The 17,722-nt window shown below is 61.9% G+C and carries 13 protein-coding genes; 1 reads left to right on the top strand and 12 read right to left on the bottom strand.

What is annotated here, in order from left to right; translation table 11 throughout:
• Positions 1–55: 55 nt before the first annotated feature.
• On the top strand, positions 56–1,483 hold the full coding sequence (locus HX793_RS10950) for an amino acid permease (RefSeq protein ID WP_177049859.1): 1,428 nt from the start codon (positions 56–58) through the stop codon (positions 1,481–1,483).
• Here HX793_RS10950 and HX793_RS10945 read toward each other — a convergent pair.
• The 12 genes from HX793_RS10945 to glgA all read right to left on the bottom strand — a co-directional run bounded on the left by HX793_RS10945 (position 1,461) and on the right by glgA (position 17,339).
• A complete protein-coding gene (locus HX793_RS10945) occupies positions 1,461–2,495 on the bottom strand; it encodes an alpha/beta fold hydrolase (protein WP_016978085.1) in 1,035 nt (344 codons plus the stop codon). The two genes, HX793_RS10950 and HX793_RS10945, sit on opposite strands and share 23 nt — an antisense overlap.
• Before the next feature lie 189 nt (positions 2,496–2,684).
• Positions 2,685–3,446: a PIG-L deacetylase family protein gene (locus HX793_RS10940; RefSeq protein WP_016978084.1), complete on the bottom strand. Its 762-nt coding sequence runs from the start codon at positions 3,444–3,446 to the stop codon at positions 2,685–2,687.
• Between the two features lie 178 nt (positions 3,447–3,624).
• Positions 3,625–4,284, bottom strand: coding sequence for a glycosyltransferase family 2 protein (locus HX793_RS10935; protein ID WP_016978082.1), 660 nt, complete (start codon positions 4,282–4,284; stop codon positions 3,625–3,627).
• On the bottom strand, positions 4,281–4,880 hold the full coding sequence (locus tag HX793_RS10930) for an SAM-dependent methyltransferase (RefSeq protein ID WP_177049857.1): 600 nt from the start codon (positions 4,878–4,880) through the stop codon (positions 4,281–4,283). The genes HX793_RS10935 and HX793_RS10930 overlap by 4 nt, the downstream gene beginning before the upstream one ends.
• On the bottom strand, positions 4,877–5,635 hold the full coding sequence (locus tag HX793_RS10925) for a PIG-L deacetylase family protein (RefSeq protein WP_177049854.1): 759 nt from the start codon (positions 5,633–5,635) through the stop codon (positions 4,877–4,879). The genes HX793_RS10930 and HX793_RS10925 overlap by 4 nt, the downstream gene beginning before the upstream one ends.
• Positions 5,632–6,630: an acyl-CoA dehydrogenase family protein gene (locus HX793_RS10920; protein WP_177049852.1), complete on the bottom strand. Its 999-nt coding sequence runs from the start codon at positions 6,628–6,630 to the stop codon at positions 5,632–5,634. Before HX793_RS10920 ends, HX793_RS10925 begins: the two co-directional genes overlap by 4 nt.
• A gap of 1 nt (position 6,631) precedes the next feature.
• Positions 6,632–8,791, bottom strand: a complete 2,160-nt coding sequence (gene glgX, locus HX793_RS10915; RefSeq protein ID WP_177049850.1) for a glycogen debranching protein GlgX — start codon at positions 8,789–8,791, stop codon at positions 6,632–6,634.
• 119 nt (positions 8,792–8,910) lie between these two features.
• Positions 8,911–9,183, bottom strand: coding sequence for a DUF2934 domain-containing protein (locus HX793_RS10910; protein ID WP_033896523.1), 273 nt, complete (start codon positions 9,181–9,183; stop codon positions 8,911–8,913).
• Positions 9,184–9,206: 23 nt separating this feature from the next.
• A complete protein-coding gene (locus HX793_RS10905; RefSeq protein ID WP_177096106.1) occupies positions 9,207–11,942 on the bottom strand; it encodes a malto-oligosyltrehalose synthase in 2,736 nt (911 codons plus the stop codon).
• Positions 11,939–14,023 (bottom strand): 4-alpha-glucanotransferase, encoded by a 2,085-nt coding sequence (malQ, locus tag HX793_RS10900; RefSeq protein WP_177096104.1) that lies wholly within the window; start codon positions 14,021–14,023, stop codon positions 11,939–11,941. The genes HX793_RS10905 and malQ overlap by 4 nt, the downstream gene beginning before the upstream one ends.
• Positions 14,020–15,765 carry a malto-oligosyltrehalose trehalohydrolase gene (gene treZ, locus HX793_RS10895; protein ID WP_177096102.1) on the bottom strand — a complete coding sequence of 582 codons (1,746 nt, stop codon included), beginning with the start codon at positions 15,763–15,765 and terminating at the stop codon, positions 14,020–14,022. The genes malQ and treZ overlap by 4 nt, the downstream gene beginning before the upstream one ends.
• Before the next feature lie 20 nt (positions 15,766–15,785).
• Positions 15,786–17,339 carry a glycogen synthase GlgA gene (gene glgA, locus HX793_RS10890; RefSeq protein WP_177096100.1) on the bottom strand — a complete coding sequence of 518 codons (1,554 nt, stop codon included), beginning with the start codon at positions 17,337–17,339 and terminating at the stop codon, positions 15,786–15,788.
• Between the last annotated feature and the right edge of the window lie 383 nt (positions 17,340–17,722).

Below are 17,722 nucleotides of genomic sequence, written 5' to 3'. Positions count from 1 at the left end.
CAACCCGTCGACTTTTCTTCTGCCAAAACTCAAAAACATAACAAGAGGTTTTGTGATGAAAACAACCACGTCCGGGCTTTGTGAAAAGCCTGCGTTGCAACGCACCCTGAGCAACCGCCATATCCAGTTGATGGCCATGGGCGGTGCAATCGGCACCGGCCTGTTCATGGGCTCCGGCAAGATCATCGCGCTGTCCGGCACCTCGATCATCCTGATCTACATGATTATCGGGTTCTTCGTGTATTTCGTGATGCGCGCCATGGGCGAACTGCTGCTGTCCAACCTCAACTTCAAGAGCTTCGCTGACTTTGCCGGTGCTTACCTGGGGCCGCGCGCGGCGTTTTTCCTCGGCTGGTCGTATTGGTTGAGCTGGAGCGTGGCGGTAGTGGGGGATGCGGTGGTGGTCGGTGGCTTCTTCCAGTACTGGTTTCCCCATGTGCCGGCCTGGATGCCGGCGGTGGGCATGTTGCTTACGCTGTTTGCGTTGAATGTGCTGACGGTGAAGTTGTTTGGCGAAGTGGAATTCTGGTTCGCGATCATCAAGATCATCGCCGTAGTGACCCTGATTGGGGTGAGCGTGGTGTTGATCGCCAGCTCGTTTGTCTCGCCGACGGGCGTCACCGCTTCGCTGACGCACTTGCTGGATAAACAGGCCGCGTTTCCCAATGGTTTGTTCGGCTTTTTTGCCGGGTTCCAGATGGCGATTTTCTCCTTTGCCGGCACCGAACTGATCGGCACCGCTGCCGCCGAAACCCGTGCGCCGGAAAAGACCTTGCCCAAGGCGATTAACTCGATTCCGTTGCGCATCATCCTGTTCTACGTGCTGGCTCTGGCATGCATCATTGCGGTGACCTCATGGCAGCAAGTCTCGCCGAGCAAAAGCCCGTTTGTTGAGTTGTTCCTGGTGGCGGGTTTTCCGGCAGCGGCGGGCATCGTCAATTTCGTGGTGCTGACCTCCGCGGCGTCATCGGCCAACAGCGGCGTGTTTTCCGCCAGCCGTATGTTGTTCGGCCTGGCTGACCTGGGAGATGCGCCGGGGATCTTCCGGCGTTTGTCGAAGAGCAGCGTGCCGTTTATCAGCCTGGCGTTTACGACACTGCTGATGCTCTTGGGGCTGGTGTTGCTATTTGTGGTGCCAGAGGTGATGACCGCCTTCACCATCGTGTCGACAGTGTCGGCGATCCTGGTGATCTTTACCTGGTCGACGATCCTGGCGTCCTACATTGCCTACCGCAAGAAGCGTCCGGACCTGCATGCCAAGTCCGTCTACAAAATGCCCGGCGGTGTACCGATGGCCTGGTTTTCCCTGGGGTTTCTCGCGTTTGTGCTGGGCCTGCTGGCGTTGCGGCCGGATACACGCTTGGCGCTGTGCGTGATGCCGGCCTGGTTTATCTGGCTGGGGGTTGCTTATCAGTTTTCACGCTTTAAAAGCGGCCATTGGATCAAGGCGCAGCATTCGGTCACAAGTGATCCGCATCAATAACCGCCTTGGCAAAGGCTTCGGGCGCTTCCTGAGGCAGGTTGTGGCCCACGCCGCCGTTGATCAGGCGGAACTCATACTTGCCGGTAAAACGTTTGGCGTAGTCCTCGGGCTGCGGGTGCGGGGCGCCGTTGGCGTCGCCTTCGAGGGTGATGGTCGGCACGCCGATCGACGGCGCCTGGGCGAGTTTCTGCTCCAGGGGATCGTACTTCGTCTCACCTTGGACCAACCCCAGGCGCCAACGGTAGTTGAACACGGTGATCGCGACGTGATCCGGGTTCTCCAGGCCCTTGGCGCTGCGGTCAAAGGTGGCGTCATCGAACTTCCATTGCGGCGAAGCCAGTTGCCAGATCAGCTTGGCAAAATCATGGGTATTTTTCTGGTAGCCGGCCGCACCACGCTCGGTGGCGAAGTAGAACTGATACCACCATTGCAGTTCGGCTTTAGGCGGCAACGGATTCTTGCCCGCTGCCTGGTTGCCGATCAGGTAACCGCTGACCGACACCAGTGCCTTGACCCGTTCCGGCCACAGCGCTGAAACGATATCTGCCGAGCGTGCGCCCCAGTCGTAGCCGCCGAGCACGGCTTGCTTGATCTTCAGCGCGTCCATGAAGTCGATTACATCACTGGCCAGTGCCGCCGGTTGTCCGTTGCGCAAGGTCGTGTCCGCGAGGAAACGGGTGTCGCCATAACCCCGGGCGTAGGGGATCAACACGCGATAACCCTTGGCCGCCAACAGCGGGGCGACCTGGGCGTAGCTGTCGATGTCGTAGGGCCAACCGTGCAGCAGGATCACCGCCGGCCCCGTGGCCGGGCCGACTTCGGCGTAGGCCACGTCCAGCAGGCCGGCCTTGACGTGTTTGAGCGTACCGAAAGCGGTTTGCGCGCTGGCGACGACGCGGGTGGGTGCCTCTGGCATTTCGGCGTGGGCGACGCCCAGGATGCCGAATTGCGACAAGGCCACGGCCAGGAAAAGGGATTGGCGGTTGAAACGGCGAGTCAACTGAGTGTGCATGGCGAGCCTCCTGCGGCTGGATGTGTGCCTGGTGCTCAGTTGAACGCTGTGCTGTATCTGGCCTGTTTCAGGAAACCCGTTGAGTTAAAGGCTGTGTATCGCAGTGGGTTCTGTACACACTGCGATACAAACCCCGCAGACGTTGAATTGAGACGCCCCAAGCCACACATTCAGCCACCGAGTCGGATGCTACGACAGCACGATTTCATAGGGTTCGCGCATTCTCTCCAGCAGCACTTGGGCCAGCATGGGCGGCAGGCCGATTGCCGGGTCGCCGGCCAATTGGCTGGCATAGGCATGGGCCGCATGCAGCTTGCGGGCGACGGTCCAGGTGTCCAGGCGCACCTTGCGTGCGCGTTGCCAGGGGATGATTGCGCCCTCGCGGGCAGGCCAGTGCCAGGCCCAGATAGGTAGCTCATACAGATGCGCGCCCACCAGGCTGCAGGCATTGGCACTGGCGCGCCCGACGCTGTCGTGGTCGTCATTGCCATCGTTGCGCCAGGTGCTGAAGACCACATCACCCGGTTGCAGGTAGCGCGCGATGAATTGGCTCAGCTGCGGCTCGCGGCTGGCGAGGGCGTCGTCACAGAAGCCGCCGCGAATCCATTTCAAACTGTGCAGCGGCATGCCCAGGCGGCGCATGGCCTCGACGCTTTCCTGGGGCCGCACCACGCTCAGGCGGCTGGCCGGCCAGACGTTGGACCCTGGATGACTGGCGCTGCCATCGGTGATGGAGATGAGTTGCAGTGGGTGTTCCAAGGTGCTGAGCAGTTGCAGCAGGCCGCCACAGGTCAGTACTTCGTCGCCGGGGTGGGGCGCGATGATGACCACGCGTGCGCCAGGCGGTACCAATGAGGACGGGGTGATCGGGGGGATTTGCGCCAACTGCGGGGCGCTGTTCCAGATTTGCGCAGGGCCGCTGCGGCCGTCGCTTAAGGAAGCAAGCTTCATGGGGTGTCACATCCTTGTCGATTGATGCGGGGTCGTGGTCCGTTGACGGCACAACTCTTTTTTTCCACCGCAGGCTCCGCCGCAGTGGCTGCATGGCACTCCAACCCTGGAACGCCAGCAAGGCGTCATCAGCATAGACAAGGATTGGTCGGTTTTACATTCGGTAACGTCGTTTTTTTCAAGTGGCGTGCATCAGGCTCTTCAAGTAATCGCCGAAACCGCCCTGGGCACGGGCGTCCAGGCGCGCACTGGTGATCACTTGCGGGGAATGGCTCCACGCGATGGAGGCGCCGCACAGCTCCAGGTTACGCACCAATTGCACATCCTCATGGCACGCCAGGGGTTCAAATCCACCGGCGCGCACATAAGCGCCGGCGCTCACCCCCAGGTTGGCACCGTGAATGTGCCGATGGCCGTCTCGCGCCTCGTAACCCTGGTGATATCGAATCTGCGCAGCGGGGTCGAAACCTTCGCCCCAGGCATCCACGGTGACAGTGCCACACACGGCATCGGTCCCCAATGCCAACTGGGCCACCAGCCAATCAGGCGCCACGCGGCTGTCGGCATCGGTGCAAGAGATCCAGCGGGCGCCCTGGTTGAGCAGATGCCGCGCACCCACGCCACGTACGTGGCCCACATTGCGTGCCTGGGCTTCCAAGCATTGCACCGGGTACGCCTGGGCAATGGTGGCACTGTCATCGCTGCAACTGTCGAGTACCACCAGGACCGTCACGGCTTCGCCCAGTAAACCCGGATGACTGGCCGCGATCAGTGCCGCTTTCAGGCAATCTTCGAGCAAGGCCTCTTCGTTGTGTACCGGGATCAGAATGCCGATCATCGCAGGCCCTCAAGGGTGGCGACCGAAGTGCCGTCGCGGCTCCACAGGTCGAGAAGAAAGTCGTGTTCGTGATGACTGACTACACGGGGCATGTCTAAACGCTCGTGGAGCAGGGCATGCACCTGCTCGGCGGTTTGCGGGCAGCCTTCGATGGCGGGGCGCCAATGGCAGGCAAGCAGTTGGCCGTCGGCGGTCAGCGAAGCACGCGCGCGATCAACCAGCTCGCTCAGGTCGTCGGCGTCGAGGTAGTAACACAACTCGCTGAGCACGATCAGCTCGAACTGGCCTCTGGGCCACTGTTCAGGCAAACGGCTTTGCTGCACCTGGGCATGCGCAAAGCCCAGCAACCGACTGCGTGCCAGGGCGACGGCCGCCGAAGCCGTGTCGCAACACAGCAAGCGATCACAACGGGGCGCAAGCTCGAAGCTCAGTTCGCCATTGGCGCAACCGGGCTCGAACACCGAGGCATAACGTGGCCGGGTGAGTACCGCCAGGGTCAACGCGCGTTTGCGCCGTTCATACCAGCGTTGGCGAAAGGCCCAGGGGTCGTCGTTATTGGCGAACAATTGGTCGAAATACGGTGTGGCGACACTCATACGAATACCACTTCAAAGGGTTGCAGCAGACGTTCCACCACGTAGGGCGCCAGCACGGGGGCCAGGCCGATCTGCGGGTCACCCTCCAATTGGCTGGCGAAGGCATGGATCGCATGGCGCTTGCGGGCCACCGCTTCACAGGTCAATGGAATCTTGCGTGCGCGGTGCCAGGGCACCTGAGTGTCCTCGGGTGTTGCCCAGTGCCAGGTCCACACCGGCAGTTCATACAGGGTTGCGCCGACCGCAAGGGACGCCTTGGCGCTGGCACGGCCGACGGCTTCGTGGTCGCAATGCCCATCTTCGCGCCAGGTGGTGAACACCACGTCGTTGGGTTTGAGGTAACGCTGAATAAACCCCGCGAGTTCATCTTCCCGCGCCGCTACCTTACTGTCAGTAAACCCTGCACGCAGCCACTTCAAACTGTGCAGCGGCAAGCCGAGGCGATGCAGCGCCTGGGCCGATTCCTGGGGACGCACGACACTCAAACGCTCCACCGGCCAACGCCGCGAGCCGGGATGACTGGCGCTGCCATCGGTCACCGAAATCAGTTGGATCGGTCGGCCAAGTGCCGCGAGCCCCTGCATCAAGCCCCCACAACCCAACACTTCATCATCCGGATGGGGCGCGACGATCACCGCCCGGTGGCCTTCGGGAACCAATTGCGCAACGCTGATCGGCGGTAGTTCGGCCATCTTCGGCGACGTCTGCCAGCGATGCAGCGGTGTGCCTTGGCCGACAATCGGATTGGGTCTCATAACTGCCACCTCCCTGTGGGTTCGCCGGCGACCAACTCGCCAAGGCCGGCCAAGTCGCGCTCGGCGTGACTCTGGCGCACATACACTGGTAAGTCCGCCATCAACTGGGCGAAATGCGGATCCTTGCAGTACGGCCCCGCACCCACAGCGCGTCCGACGTGGTGAATCACTTGTTCGACGGTGTCCTCGATACAGGCCCGAGTCTGTTGCGCCAGCTCCCTTGCATTGGCCTTGGGTTCGAGGTCGACCTGATCCGCGCTGGCGCGCAGTACACAAGCGGCGCTGTTCAGTGCGCTGTCGACCGCACCGAGGTGGGCGAGGGCGTGGGGCTCGGGGCGTTTGCTGCACTGCTCACGCAAGACTTCGGCCAGGCGTTGGGCCGCGCCGTACCAGCAGGCGGCAATGCCAATGCCGCCTTGCCAGAAACCGGGGCGGGCGAGGTAATCACCTGGTCTGCCCACCGCGAGCCCCCAAGCCTGGTCAAACACGACTTCCACGCTGCCGGTGGCGGCCATGCCCACGGCGTTCCAGCCTTCGTCCGTCACGATGACGCCGGGTTGATCCATAGGCACCGCCACCAACTGCTGGCGGTCTTCTTCGTCCCAGGCCGTCAACAAACCATGGCTGACCACTGCCGCGCCGGAGCACCAGGCTTTACGCCCTTGCACCTTCAAGCGATGGCCATCTTTGAAAACGCGCACCTTGGCGGTGGGGGGCTCGGCTGCCCACATGCCCCAAATGCTGCCCACGGGGGGTAACGGGCTGTTGAGTTCGGCAATGATTGCCAACGCGTCGGTGTGGCTCTCGAACAGCTTGCACAAACGCAGGTCATGGCCTGCCACCTGTGCCAAGCGGCTGAACCGTGCCAATGTCTGACCGCTGCCCGGGAAGGGCAACTGGTCCAGACCTTCCTCCTGAAGCGCCTTCAGGGCCGCGCCAAGGGCTTGCGTGTCCGCATAGCCCCGGTAGCCTTGAAGGAATCCATGCAGTGCCATTTCACACCTCGTCTTCGCGCTGCAACTCAAACAGTAGCAACGAACGGCCAGTCACCGCGTATTCATGATCGAAATCAAAGCGTTCCTGACCACGTACCGCCGGGGCATTGGTGTCGAGCATGCAGGTCCAGAACTCGCCTTCGGGCACCGGCGGCAGGCGGAAATTGACCATGTCGTGGTGGGCATTGACCACCAGCAGCAAGGTGGCATCGGCGCCGGCACGACGTATCCCGGTTTCCTGGGCGCGGCCATCCATCAACATGCCCAGGCAGCGGCCATGGCTGTCTTGCCATTGTTCAGTGGACATCTCGTTGCCATCCGGCGCGAGCCAGGTGACGTCCTTCACGCCGATGTCTTCGTTGTAGTCGCCGACCAGGAAGCGCCCACGACGAAGAATCGGGTAAGCCAGGCGCAGTTTGATCAGGCGTTTTACAAATTTGAGCAGGGCCTTGCCATCGTCATCCAGGTCCCAATTGACCCAGCCGATTTCGCTGTCCTGGCAATAAGCGTTGTTGTTGCCGTGCTGGGTGCGGGCGAACTCATCACCGGCCACGATCATCGGCGTACCTTGGGCCAACAGCAAAGTGGCGAAGAAGTTACGCATCTGACGCAGGCGCAGTGCGTTGATTTCCGGATCGTCGGTCGGCCCTTCGACGCCGTGGTTCCAGGACAGGTTGTTGTTGCTGCCGTCCTGGTTGTTTTCGTCATTGGCCTCGTTGTGCTTGTCGTTGTACGACACCAGGTCGTGCAGGGTGAAACCGTCGTGGGCGGTGATGAAGTTCACCGAACTGTAGGGACGGCGGCCGCGATGGTTGAACATCTCACCCGAGGCGGTCATGCGCCCGGCAAAGTCCGCCAGTTGGCCGTCGTCGCCTTTCCAGAACGCACGCACGGTGTCGCGGAAGCGGTCGTTCCATTCCACCCAGCCCGGTGGGAAGTTGCCCACCTGATAACCGCCGGGGCCGCAGTCCCAGGGTTCGGCGATCAGTTTGAGCTGGCGCAATACCGGGTCCTGGCGGCAGGCAACCAGGAAGCTGTGACGTTCATCGAAACCATCTCGGTAACGGCCAAGAATGGTCGCCAGGTCGAAGCGGAAACCGTCGACGTGCATCTCGTTGGCCCAGTAGCGCAGGGAGTCGGTGACCATCTGCAACACACACGGATGGCTCAGGTCCAGGGTGTTGCCGGTGCCGGAATCGTTGATGTAGAAACGCTTGTCATCCGGCATCAGGCGGTAGTACGAAGCGTTGTCGATACCGCGCATCGACAGGGTCGGGCCACGCTCGTTGCCCTCGGCGGTGTGGTTGTAGACCACATCGAGGATCACTTCGAGCTTCTGCTCATGCAGGTGCGCGACCATCTCCTTGAACTCGGCGATCTTGCCGCTGGCCAGGTAGCGCGGGTCGGGGGCGAAAAACGCGATGCTGTTGTAGCCCCAATAGTTGGTCATGCCTTTTTGTAGCAAGTGCTGGTCATTGACGAAGGCATGCACGGGCAGCAGCTCGACCGACGATACGCCCAGTTGGCGAATGTGCTTGAGCACGTCGTCTTCCATTAAACCAGCGCAGGTGCCACGTACGGACTCGCCCACGGAAGGGTGGCGCATGCTGATGCCGCGCAGGTGGGTTTCGTAGATGATCGTGCGGTCCCACGGCACCCGCACCGGCTGGTCGTTGCCCCAGGTGTGTGCCGGGTCGATGACTTTGCATTTGGGCACGAAGGGTGCGCTGTCGCGTTCATCGAAACTGAGGTCGTCGTCCGGGTGACCGATGGTGTAGCCGAACAGCGCCTCGGACCATTTGAGTTCGCCCACCAATTGCTTGGCATAGGGGTCGATCAGCAATTTATTGTGGTTGAAACGGTGGCCGTTGGCGGGGTCATACGCACCGTACACGCGGTAGCCGTAAATCAGCCCTGGGTGGGCGTCGGGCAGATAGCCGTGGAAGGTTTCGTCGGTGTATTCCGGCAGTTCGATGCGTTCCAGCTCGACTTCGCCGGAATCATCGAACAGGCACAGCTCGACCTTGGTCGCGTTGGCCGAAAACAGCGCAAAGTTGACGCCCAGGCCGTCCCAGGTGGCGCCAAGGGGGAAGGGCAAACCTTCACGAATCCGCGACGGCTCATTGCCTGGCGTCGAAGGGGTTTTGTCGGGTTTGCTCATTGCGTTGCTCCTGCAAGGGTCTTTTTTCGGGCCGAACGCGGCCTTGCTGACGAAATTTCAGCTGAGAGTCTGGAAGGTGAAATCACCTCTTGCCGACAGCGCCGGCAAGAGGTGAAGGGTCAAGGCTTGGGCTTTTTTGGCGCCGGTGGTTTTTTTGCGGCCGGTGGCGCCGGCTTGCTGGCCGCAGGTGCCGCGGGTTTGGCTTTTGCCGGCGGCTTAGGGGCGCTGGCCTTGGGTTTTGCCGCTGCCTTGGGCTTGCTCGGCGTCAGCGCCTCGGCTTCCGCCAGTTTGCGCGCCATCTCCCAGTGGCGTGCATCTTCACCATGGGGTTTGCCCTCGGACTCCCAGATCTGATGTGCCAGTTCGCGTATGCGTTTGTCTTCAGTACTCATCGCAATGCTCCTCACAGAAAATTTCAGCTTTCTTGATCATCAGGATTGATAAAGACATTGACCGGGAAATCCCCCAGGGCAGCGCTAACCAACAGCTCCTTGTCTGGTGTGACTGCGCCTGTATGAAAAAGTCCCTTCCAGTTTTGCGTTGTGGCGGCGAACGGTAATTTCACCCGTGTATCGCCCCAAACCTGCGCATTGATCTGGGGATGCACACCGTTTTCAAGCAGGTGATGGGGCCAGCGTGGCACCAACACCAGCAGGTATTTGCCCTGGTGTTCGCGAGAGAATGCGACCACCCGTTCGGCGTGTTTGCCGACCACTTCCAGCGGCGTGTAGGTGCCGCTGCGGAACAATTCAGGCTGGGCCTTGCGCAAGGCCAGCACCTGAGCAATCAGCGCCTGTTTGATACGCCCGTCGCGCCAGTTGAACAACAGTTCGCCGACGTCCGGTGGGGTCGCCAGCGCCTGTTGCCGTGCGCTGAAATCCACCGGGCGCCGGTTGTCCGGGTCTACCAGACTGAAGTCCCAGAACTCATCGCCCTGGTACAGGTCCGGCACACCTGGCACGGTCATACGAAGCAAGGATTGCGCCAGGCTATTCAACGCGCCCGCCGGGGCAATCGCCTGAGCGGCATTGCCGATGGCGGTGCGCATCGCGTGGCCTTCATCGCTGAGCAACAGCCGTGAAAGGAACGTTTCGACGCCTTGTTCATAGGCCTCGTTGGGCGCGCTCCAGCTGCTCTGCAACTTGGCTTCGCGCAGGGCCTTTTGTTGCCACTGCCACAGGCGCTGCTGGTAGCCATCAAACTCAGTGCCCTGATCCAACGGCCAACTGCCGAGCAAGACTTGATAGAGGATCAATTCGTCGCCGGCCGAGGGGGCGGTGTCGGTTCGCAATGGCGCGGCCAGGGTTCGCCAGTGTTCCACCTGTTCAACAAACCACGGCGCGCATTCACTCAACACCGCCAGGCGCGCGCGGGTGTCTTCGCCGCGCTTGTGGTCGTGGGTCGCGGTGGCCAACAGGTTATCGGGGAAGGTCTGTAGGCGCCGCTGGTTGACGGCATGGAAGTCGGCCAGTGGCGCGCTGAACTGTTCGGTGCTGAAGCCCACGTCATTGCGCGACAACAATACCGCCGAGCGATAGAACGCGGTGTCTTCCACGGCCTTGGCGGCAGCGGGAGAGGTCAATTGCTGGAAACGCACGCAGGCATGCTTGAGGATCTTGCGCTCACGGCCCACGGGGCGATTACGCCACGGCTGGCCGCCCAGCCATTTTTCCAGGTGGTCGAGTACGAGCCAGTCGCCTTCGCCTAAGGTGGTGCGTGCGCCGTCCATCGCGTGTTGGAACACCTGGTTGTCGGCGTCGCTGCGGCCTCGGGCGCTGATGTAGGTGCGGTAAACCGGGAAATGCACGATCAGTTCCTGCAACGCGCGGCGGATGGCGCCTAGGGTCAGGTCGCGGGTCATCACATCGTCGCGGGCTACTTGCAGCAGGGCCTGGGCCACGCTTTCGAAGTCGCCGCCGAGTGAGCCGTTGAGGATTTGCTGGCGGGCTAGCCGTGCTTCGTCGATGAACGCAGAGGGCCGTTCGCTGTGACGGGTCCACAGTTCGGCCAAAGGTTCAAAACCGTCCGGGTGATGTTGCAGCAGGGACAGCTGGTTCATGAACTCGTAGCCGGTGGTGCCATCCACTTGCCAGTCTTCGCGCAGGGTTTCGCCTTCACCGAGGATTTTTTCCACGAAGATCGGTAAATGCCGCTGCGGTGACAGCGAATCCACCCGGCGCCGCAGCTTGCGGCAATAACCGCGCGGGTCGGCCAGGCCGTCGATATGGTCGATACGCAGGCCATCCACCAAACCTTCGCTGATCAGTTCGAAAATCTTGCCGTGGGTGGCTTCAAATACGGCGGTGCGTTCCACGCGCAAGCCGCCCAGTTCATTGACATCGAAGAAGCGCCGCCAGTTTATATCGTCCGCGGCGGTGCGCCAGCTGGCGAGGCGATAGGCCTGCTGTTCAAGCAGTTGATGCAGGCGGTCGAAGTCGAAGCTCGCCAGTTGTGCGTCGATGGCCTGGCGCACTTCGTCCTCAGTGGCCCGTTCGGCAAGGGCTTGTTTGAGCCAGGCGGCTTCGTGGTAAGCGTCGTCCTGATAGGCCAGGGCGCTGAAGCGGTCGGACAACGGCTTGAGTAACTCATCGCTGCCCAGGATCGCCGCGTAGTCCCGTGGGCAGATCGGAAAGCGATGCTCGTAATGCTCAACGTAGAACGCGCCATGGTTGGCATCGAACTGCAAGGTCACGGTGCCGGTCTGCAAGGCTTCGCCGTAGTCGCTGCCGAGGAACGGCATCAGCAACTGGCCTTTGAGCAGCGGGTCCGGCGAGTGCCACTGGATATCGAAGAATTCGCTGTAGGGGCTCATGCGCCCCCATTCCAGCAGGTCCAGCCACCAGGGGTTATCGGCACCGCCGACGGCCATATGGTTGGAGACAATATCGAGGATCAGGCCCATGCCGTGTTCACGCAACGCGGCGACCAGGCGGCGCAAGGCGGCTTCGCCACCCAGTTCAGGGTTGACGCGGGTGGGGTCGACCACGTCGTAGCCGTGCATGGAACCGGCGCGGGCGCTGAGCAGCGGTGAAGCGTACAGGTGGCTGATGCCGAGACGGGCGAAGTAGGGCACCAGCGGCACCGCGTCGTCCAGGGTAAAACCTTTATGAAATTGCAGGCGCTGGGTAGCGCGCAGGGGCAGTGCATTCATCGGTCACGCTCATGGGCTTGGTTGCGCGCGACGGCCAACAGTTCGAGGCGGCGGGCGGCACCGGCGTTGTCGAGCAGGCTGGAGGCCTCACCCACAAAGCGGCGGCGCCAATTGGGGTGGGTGTCGGTGGTGCCGGGCAGATTGGCCTGCTCCTCCACGCCGAGCGCATCCTCCAACGGCAACAGCACCAACGGCGCGCGAGTGTGGCCGAGGTAGCGCACGCTGGCGTCGATCATGTGATCGGTCTCGTTGCGGATCTCATCGACGAAGTTCTGCGGGTCCTGGCTCAAGGCCTGACGCAGTGCCTGGCGTTCGCGCAGGCGGTGTTCGCTCCATTGCTCCACAGTGGGCGCATCAATCAGGCCGAGCTGGATGTTCCAGTCGATATCGCGGCTGTGCCACCAGCCGTTGAGTGTCGGCAAGTCGTGGGTGCTGGTGGTGGCCAGGGCGTTGTCCGGCCAGTCGAGGATCGGCTTGAACTGGCCCTCGTGGTTTTGCTCGAACAGCAACACGCGCATGCCGAGGATCGAGCGGGCGATAAGTTTTTCGCGCAGGCCATCCGGCACCGTGCCCAAGTCTTCACCGAGCACGATGGCTTGATGGCGATGGGATTCCAAGGCCAGCAGGCGCAACAGGTCGTCCACCGGGTAATACAGGTAGGCGCCTTCACGCGGCGAGGCATCCATCGGGATCACCCACAGGCGTTGCAGGCCCATCACATGGTCGATACGCAGGCCACCGGCATGGGCGAAGTTGGCGCGCAGCATTTCGATAAACGCGCGGAAGCCGTTGCGCTTGAGGCCCTCAGGCGAGAACGCGGAGATGCCCCAGCCTTGCCCGGCGCGATTGAGAATGTCGGGGGGCGCGCCCACGGTCAGGTCCGCGAGCAATTCATCCTGACGACTCCAGGCCTGGCTGCCACCGCCGTCGGCGCCCACGGCCAGGTCGGCGATCAAGCCGACGCCCATGCCACTGCCACGCGCGGCTTGTTGCGCGCGTTCCAAACAGCGGGCGATCAGCCATTGGCTGAAGGCGAAGTAGCCGATCTCATCCTGGTTTTCTACGGCAAAGGCGGCGAGTGCCGGGCTCTGCGGGTTGCGCCAGTCTTCGGGCCAGTGGCGCCAGTCGAGGTCTTCACCCTTTGCGGCGCGCGCGGCTTGCACGGCTTCGAAGCGGCAGTGGTTCTCCAGCGCTTCGCCACCGGCTTGGCGGAAGCTCAGGAAGTCGGCGTGTTGTGGATGCTGGCCGTGGCGGAAGTCCTCGTACAAGGCGCGCAACAGTCGCTGCTTGGCTTCGGCGGCTGTGGGCCAGTCGATCAGGCTGAGTTGTTCCAGATCGTGCAGCTCGTCCGTCAGGCCGAGGGCTTCAATGGCGTTGCGCACTTCGCGCTCACCCAGGATGCAACCGGGCGAAGCGTACAAGCTGTTGAGGAATAATCGGCTGGAGGGCGAATACGGGCTGTAGCGCTCGGTGTCGGCGCTGAACATGGCGTGCATCGGGCTGATTGCCAAGGCGTCGGCACCGCGTTCGGCGGCCGAGCGGGCCAGGTGCTCCAGAGCCAGGGTGTCGCCAAAACCGCCATCGCCCAGGCGGCGCAAGCTATAGAGTTGCGCGCTGAGGCCCCAGGCACGGGCGGGGCGACTGTCGACGGCCTCGGCGACGCTGTAGCAGTGGGTGGGGGCGACGGCCAGTGTGAAGGTCTGCTCGGCGATATGCACCAGGTGGTAACCGAGGGCGATGACGCCGGGTAATACGGCGTCGCCATCCAGGCGCAAGTCGAGGGTTTCGCCATCTTCGAGGCTGACCCGGCACAGGGTGTCCGGTTCAAAGTAACGGGCCAGGTCCAGGCCTTCACCGCTGTCGATGGTCATCAACGGTGGCAGGTGTTTGTCTTGTTGCGCCTGTTCCAGTTCAAGCAGGCTGGCATCAATCTCGGCATCGCTGTCGGCCGGATGGCCCAGGCCTTTGAGGACGGCGCGCAGGGCGTCGGGTTTCACACGTTGCGGGCGGCCGTTTGCGTCGATCCAATCGACGGCCAGGCCCGCTCGGCTGGCGAGGATTTCCAGGTTCGCTTCGCTCAAGGGTGCTCTCCAACAGGGGATAGGGTTACGCGTGCGCTGTACGCCGGCAGCTGGGCGCCGAGGTTGGCAGGTGTTTCGAAAAGGACAGCGCCCACCGCCGGGTGATCCAGCGGCACGGCACTCAGGTTGAGGTCGATCTGCAACAGGCTGCCGTTGCCCAGGCGCCAGCGGGCGCTTACGGCACCTTCAGCCAGCACCTGCGTGCCCAACGCGAGGCTGCCGGGCAAGTGCGGCACGATATGCTGGTGGCGCAGGTTCAGCAGTTGCCGGTAAAGCTGGGCATGCGGATGGTCTGCAAAGGCCGGGGACGATTGCTGGAAGGTTGCCAGGGCATTGGGATCAGGAATGCGTTCACGTCGCTGCGGGTCATGAAACGCAGCAAAGTCGGCGAACTCGTTACGCCGACCTTCGCGCACGGCTTCAGCCAGTTCGCCATGGTGGTCGGTAAAAAACAGGAACGGCTCGCTGGCGTTGACTTCGTCGCCCATGAACAGCAGCGGGATCATCGGTGAAAGCAACAGGAGGGTGGTCGCCGCGTTCAACGCTTGCGGCGAGCACAGTTGATGCAGACGCTCGCCCAGGGCGCGGTTGCCGATCTGGTCATGGTTCTGCAAAAACGCCACAAACGCGCTTGGCGGCAGATGCCCACTGGGTTCGCCGCGTTCATGACCATGTCGGGTGGTGTGCCCCTGGTAGATGAAGCCTTCGCCCAGGCAGCGCGCCAGTTTGGCGGTAGGCTCCTCGGCAAAGTCGCTGTAGTAGGCGTCGGTTTCGCCGGTCAGCAGTACGTGCAGGACGTTATGAAAGTCATCATTCCATTGCGCGTCAAAATCGTTTTGCAGGAGGCTGGCCTGATTGAGCTCGTTTTCCAGCATCAGCCAGACGTGTCGGCCGGTGTCGACTTGCTCGCGAACACGGTGAGCCAGTTGTTTCAGAAAACCCGGGTTGTCGATGGCGTGTACCGCGTCCAGGCGCAGGCCGTCGAAACGGTATTCGAGCAGCCACATCAAGGCGTTATCCAGGAAGAAGTCCCGCACTTCACGCCGGTCGAAGTCGATACCGGCGCCCCAGGGCGTGTGCACGTCTTCCTGGAAGAAGCCTTTGGCGTACTGGCCGAGGTAGTTGCCGTCGGGGCCGAAGTGGTTGTAGACCACGTCGAGGATCACCGCCAGGCCCTGTTCGTGGGCGCTGTCGATCAGGTGCTTGAGTTGATCAGGCGTGCCGTAGGAGGCTTGGGGCGCATAGGGTAGGACGCCGTCATAACCCCAATTGCGTTCACCGGGGAATTGCGCCAGTGGCATCAACTCAATGGCGGTCACGCCTAGCTCGGCCAGGCGTGGCAGGTGTTTCTCGACGCCGGCGTAGCCGCCCATTGCGCCGACATGCAGTTCGTAAATGACGGCTTCGTGCCAGGGACGGCCTTGCCACTGGCTGTGGCGCCATGGATAGGCGAGGGGATCGACCACCAGGCTCCAGCCATGTACATCCGAGGCTTGAGCCCTGGAGGCGGGGTCGGGTACATCCATTTCCCCGTCGATATTGAAGCGGTAGCGCGTGCCCGCCGAGCACGCTATTTCGGTTTCAAACCAGCCTTCTGCCTGGGGCAGCATGGCGACGGACTTCCCGTTTTCCAATTCAACGCTGACGTAAAACGCGTCTGGCGCCCACAAGGCAAAACGCGTGTGTTGCGCGTCCAGCATGATTGCGCCGTGGGGCCAGGTTTCCAGAGTCCGTAACGGCATCTATAGAGACCTCCCGTTGGTTATTTAGCGGATTTCCCCAAGGCCTTGGCCACAAGTTGCTCATACAGTTCGGCGTAGGGTTCCACCGCCTGGCTCCAGTTGAACGGTTGCGTCATCGCCCGGCAGCGCATGGCATTGAGCAGGCCCGGATAGGCGAACACCTTGAACGCACGGCTCAAGGCTTCTTTGTAGCTGTCGACCGTGGATTCATTGAACAGAAAGCCGGTCACGCCATTTTCGATGGTGTCGGCCAAGCCGCCGGTATTGCGTGCGACGGGCAGTGAACCAAAGCGTTGGGCGTACATCTGGCTCAGGCCGCACGGCTCGTAGCGCGACGGCATCAGCAGGAAGTCACTGCCGGCGAACATGCGCCGCGCATCGGTCTCGTTGAAGCCGATACGCACGCCGATCTGGCCGGGGAAGCGCAGCGCCAGGTCACGCATGGCGTTTTCTTCTTCCGGCTCGCCGCGACCGATGATCGCGATCTGCCCACCTTGCTCGACAATAAAGCTGGCCACGGCTTCGGTCAGGTCCAGGCCTTTTTGGAACACTAGGCGCGAGACCACGGCGAACAGCGGGCCGGTGGATTCACTCAGGCCAAACAGCTCGCGCACTTGGGCCGCGTTGACCGCTTTGCCTTCCCAGTCGCCGATGTTGAAGTTGTGGGTCAGGTGCGGGTCGGTGGAGGTTTCCCAGCTGTCTTCGATGCCGTTGGGAATGCCGCTGAGCAAGCCTTGCTGGGTCTTGCTCGCAAGAAAACCATCCAGGCCGCAGCCGAATTCAGGGGTGGTGATTTCCCGGGCGTAGGTGGCGCTCACGGTGGTGATGTGGCTGGAATACGCCATGCCGGCCTTGAGGTACGACATCTTGCCGTAGAACTCCATGCCTTCCTGCTGCAGGGCGTGGGGCGGAATTCCCAGCTCCGGCGTGGAAGCCAGGCTGATCACACCTTGATAGGCCAGGTTATGGATGGTGAACAGCGTCGGCGTGCGTGACCCACGCCAGTGCATGTATGCCGGCGCCAGGCCAGCGGGCCAGTCGTGGGCATGCACCAGGTCTGGGCACCAGTGAATCTGCGCAAGGTTGGCGGCCATGTCGGCGGCAGCCAGGCCAAGGCGGGCGAAACGAATGTGGTTGTCCGGCCAGTCGCGGCCGTTATTGGCGCCGTAGGGCGTGCCTTCGCGCTCATAGAGTTCGGGGCAGATCAGGACATAGATGACCAGGCCGTCCTTGAGGTCCATGCGCCCGATCTTGCACGGCGGCAGCGCGGCGTGGCCACCCAGCTCACCGATGATATGGATCGGGTTGTCGCTTTCCATCACCTGCGGGTAACCGGGAATCAACACCCGCACATCGTGCAGGTGGGCCATGGCGCGGGGCAGGGCTGCGGACACGTCGCCCAGGCCGCCGGTTTTCACCAGGTCGGCAAATTCAGAGGTCACGAACAGGACTTTCTTGCGATTAGGATTCTGACTCACGATCGGCCGCACAGTGGTGGGCAGGTCGACCAACGAAGGTCCCCCTACCGGCTGACTGACACGCTCTCCCTGAATATCTACAGCGGCACTGATCATAGTTCTCTCCCACATGTTGGTCGGCTAATGGCCCGCTGCCATTAGCTCCGATGACCGCATCCTGCGGCCAGGCGCACAAGCACTGTACAAACTGGCAAGGCGTATGCCAGTTGCACGGGTTACCAAAAAAGATTGGATGGACGGGCATTTCGCGTGAACCACGCGTGCTCGCCTTACCTTAAAACTGGACCTACGGCAGAGTTGGAAAGTTTCGATTTTTTGCGGGGTTTTTGTTTTCGAACGGACCCATCGGTCATGAGTCTAGGACAGATCCTAGAGCCTGTAGGGTTTCTAGGAAAATTTTGTAGGACAAAATACTTGTAACGATATGCTGCTTTGAAGAAAGCCTTGGAAGGGTGCTTTTCTGTGGCGAGGGAGCGTGC

It is taken from the genome of Pseudomonas reactans (genome assembly GCF_013387025.1).
GTDB lineage: Bacteria > Pseudomonadota > Gammaproteobacteria > Pseudomonadales > Pseudomonadaceae > Aquipseudomonas > Aquipseudomonas reactans.
The sequence above is the reverse complement of the archived record's forward strand: the minus strand, read 5'-3'. Positions and strand labels throughout refer to the sequence as shown.

Coding starts and splice junctions, on each gene's coding strand:
- HX793_RS10950 (WP_177049859.1), top strand. CDS start 56: ATGAAAACAACCACGTCCGGGCTTTGTGAAAAGCCTGCGTTGCAACGC.
- HX793_RS10945 (WP_016978085.1), bottom strand. CDS start 2,495: ATGCACACTCAGTTGACTCGCCGTTTCAACCGCCAATCCCTTTTCCTG.
- HX793_RS10940 (WP_016978084.1), bottom strand. CDS start 3,446: ATGAAGCTTGCTTCCTTAAGCGACGGCCGCAGCGGCCCTGCGCAAATC.
- HX793_RS10935 (WP_016978082.1), bottom strand. CDS start 4,284: ATGATCGGCATTCTGATCCCGGTACACAACGAAGAGGCCTTGCTCGAA.
- HX793_RS10930 (WP_177049857.1), bottom strand. CDS start 4,880: ATGAGTGTCGCCACACCGTATTTCGACCAATTGTTCGCCAATAACGAC.
- HX793_RS10925 (WP_177049854.1), bottom strand. CDS start 5,635: ATGAGACCCAATCCGATTGTCGGCCAAGGCACACCGCTGCATCGCTGG.
- HX793_RS10920 (WP_177049852.1), bottom strand. CDS start 6,630: ATGGCACTGCATGGATTCCTTCAAGGCTACCGGGGCTATGCGGACACG.
- glgX (WP_177049850.1), bottom strand. CDS start 8,791: ATGAGCAAACCCGACAAAACCCCTTCGACGCCAGGCAATGAGCCGTCG.
- HX793_RS10910 (WP_033896523.1), bottom strand. CDS start 9,183: ATGAGTACTGAAGACAAACGCATACGCGAACTGGCACATCAGATCTGG.
- HX793_RS10905 (WP_177096106.1), bottom strand. CDS start 11,942: ATGAATGCACTGCCCCTGCGCGCTACCCAGCGCCTGCAATTTCATAAA.
- treZ (WP_177096102.1), bottom strand. CDS start 15,765: ATGCCGTTACGGACTCTGGAAACCTGGCCCCACGGCGCAATCATGCTG.
- glgA (WP_177096100.1), bottom strand. CDS start 17,339: ATGATCAGTGCCGCTGTAGATATTCAGGGAGAGCGTGTCAGTCAGCCG.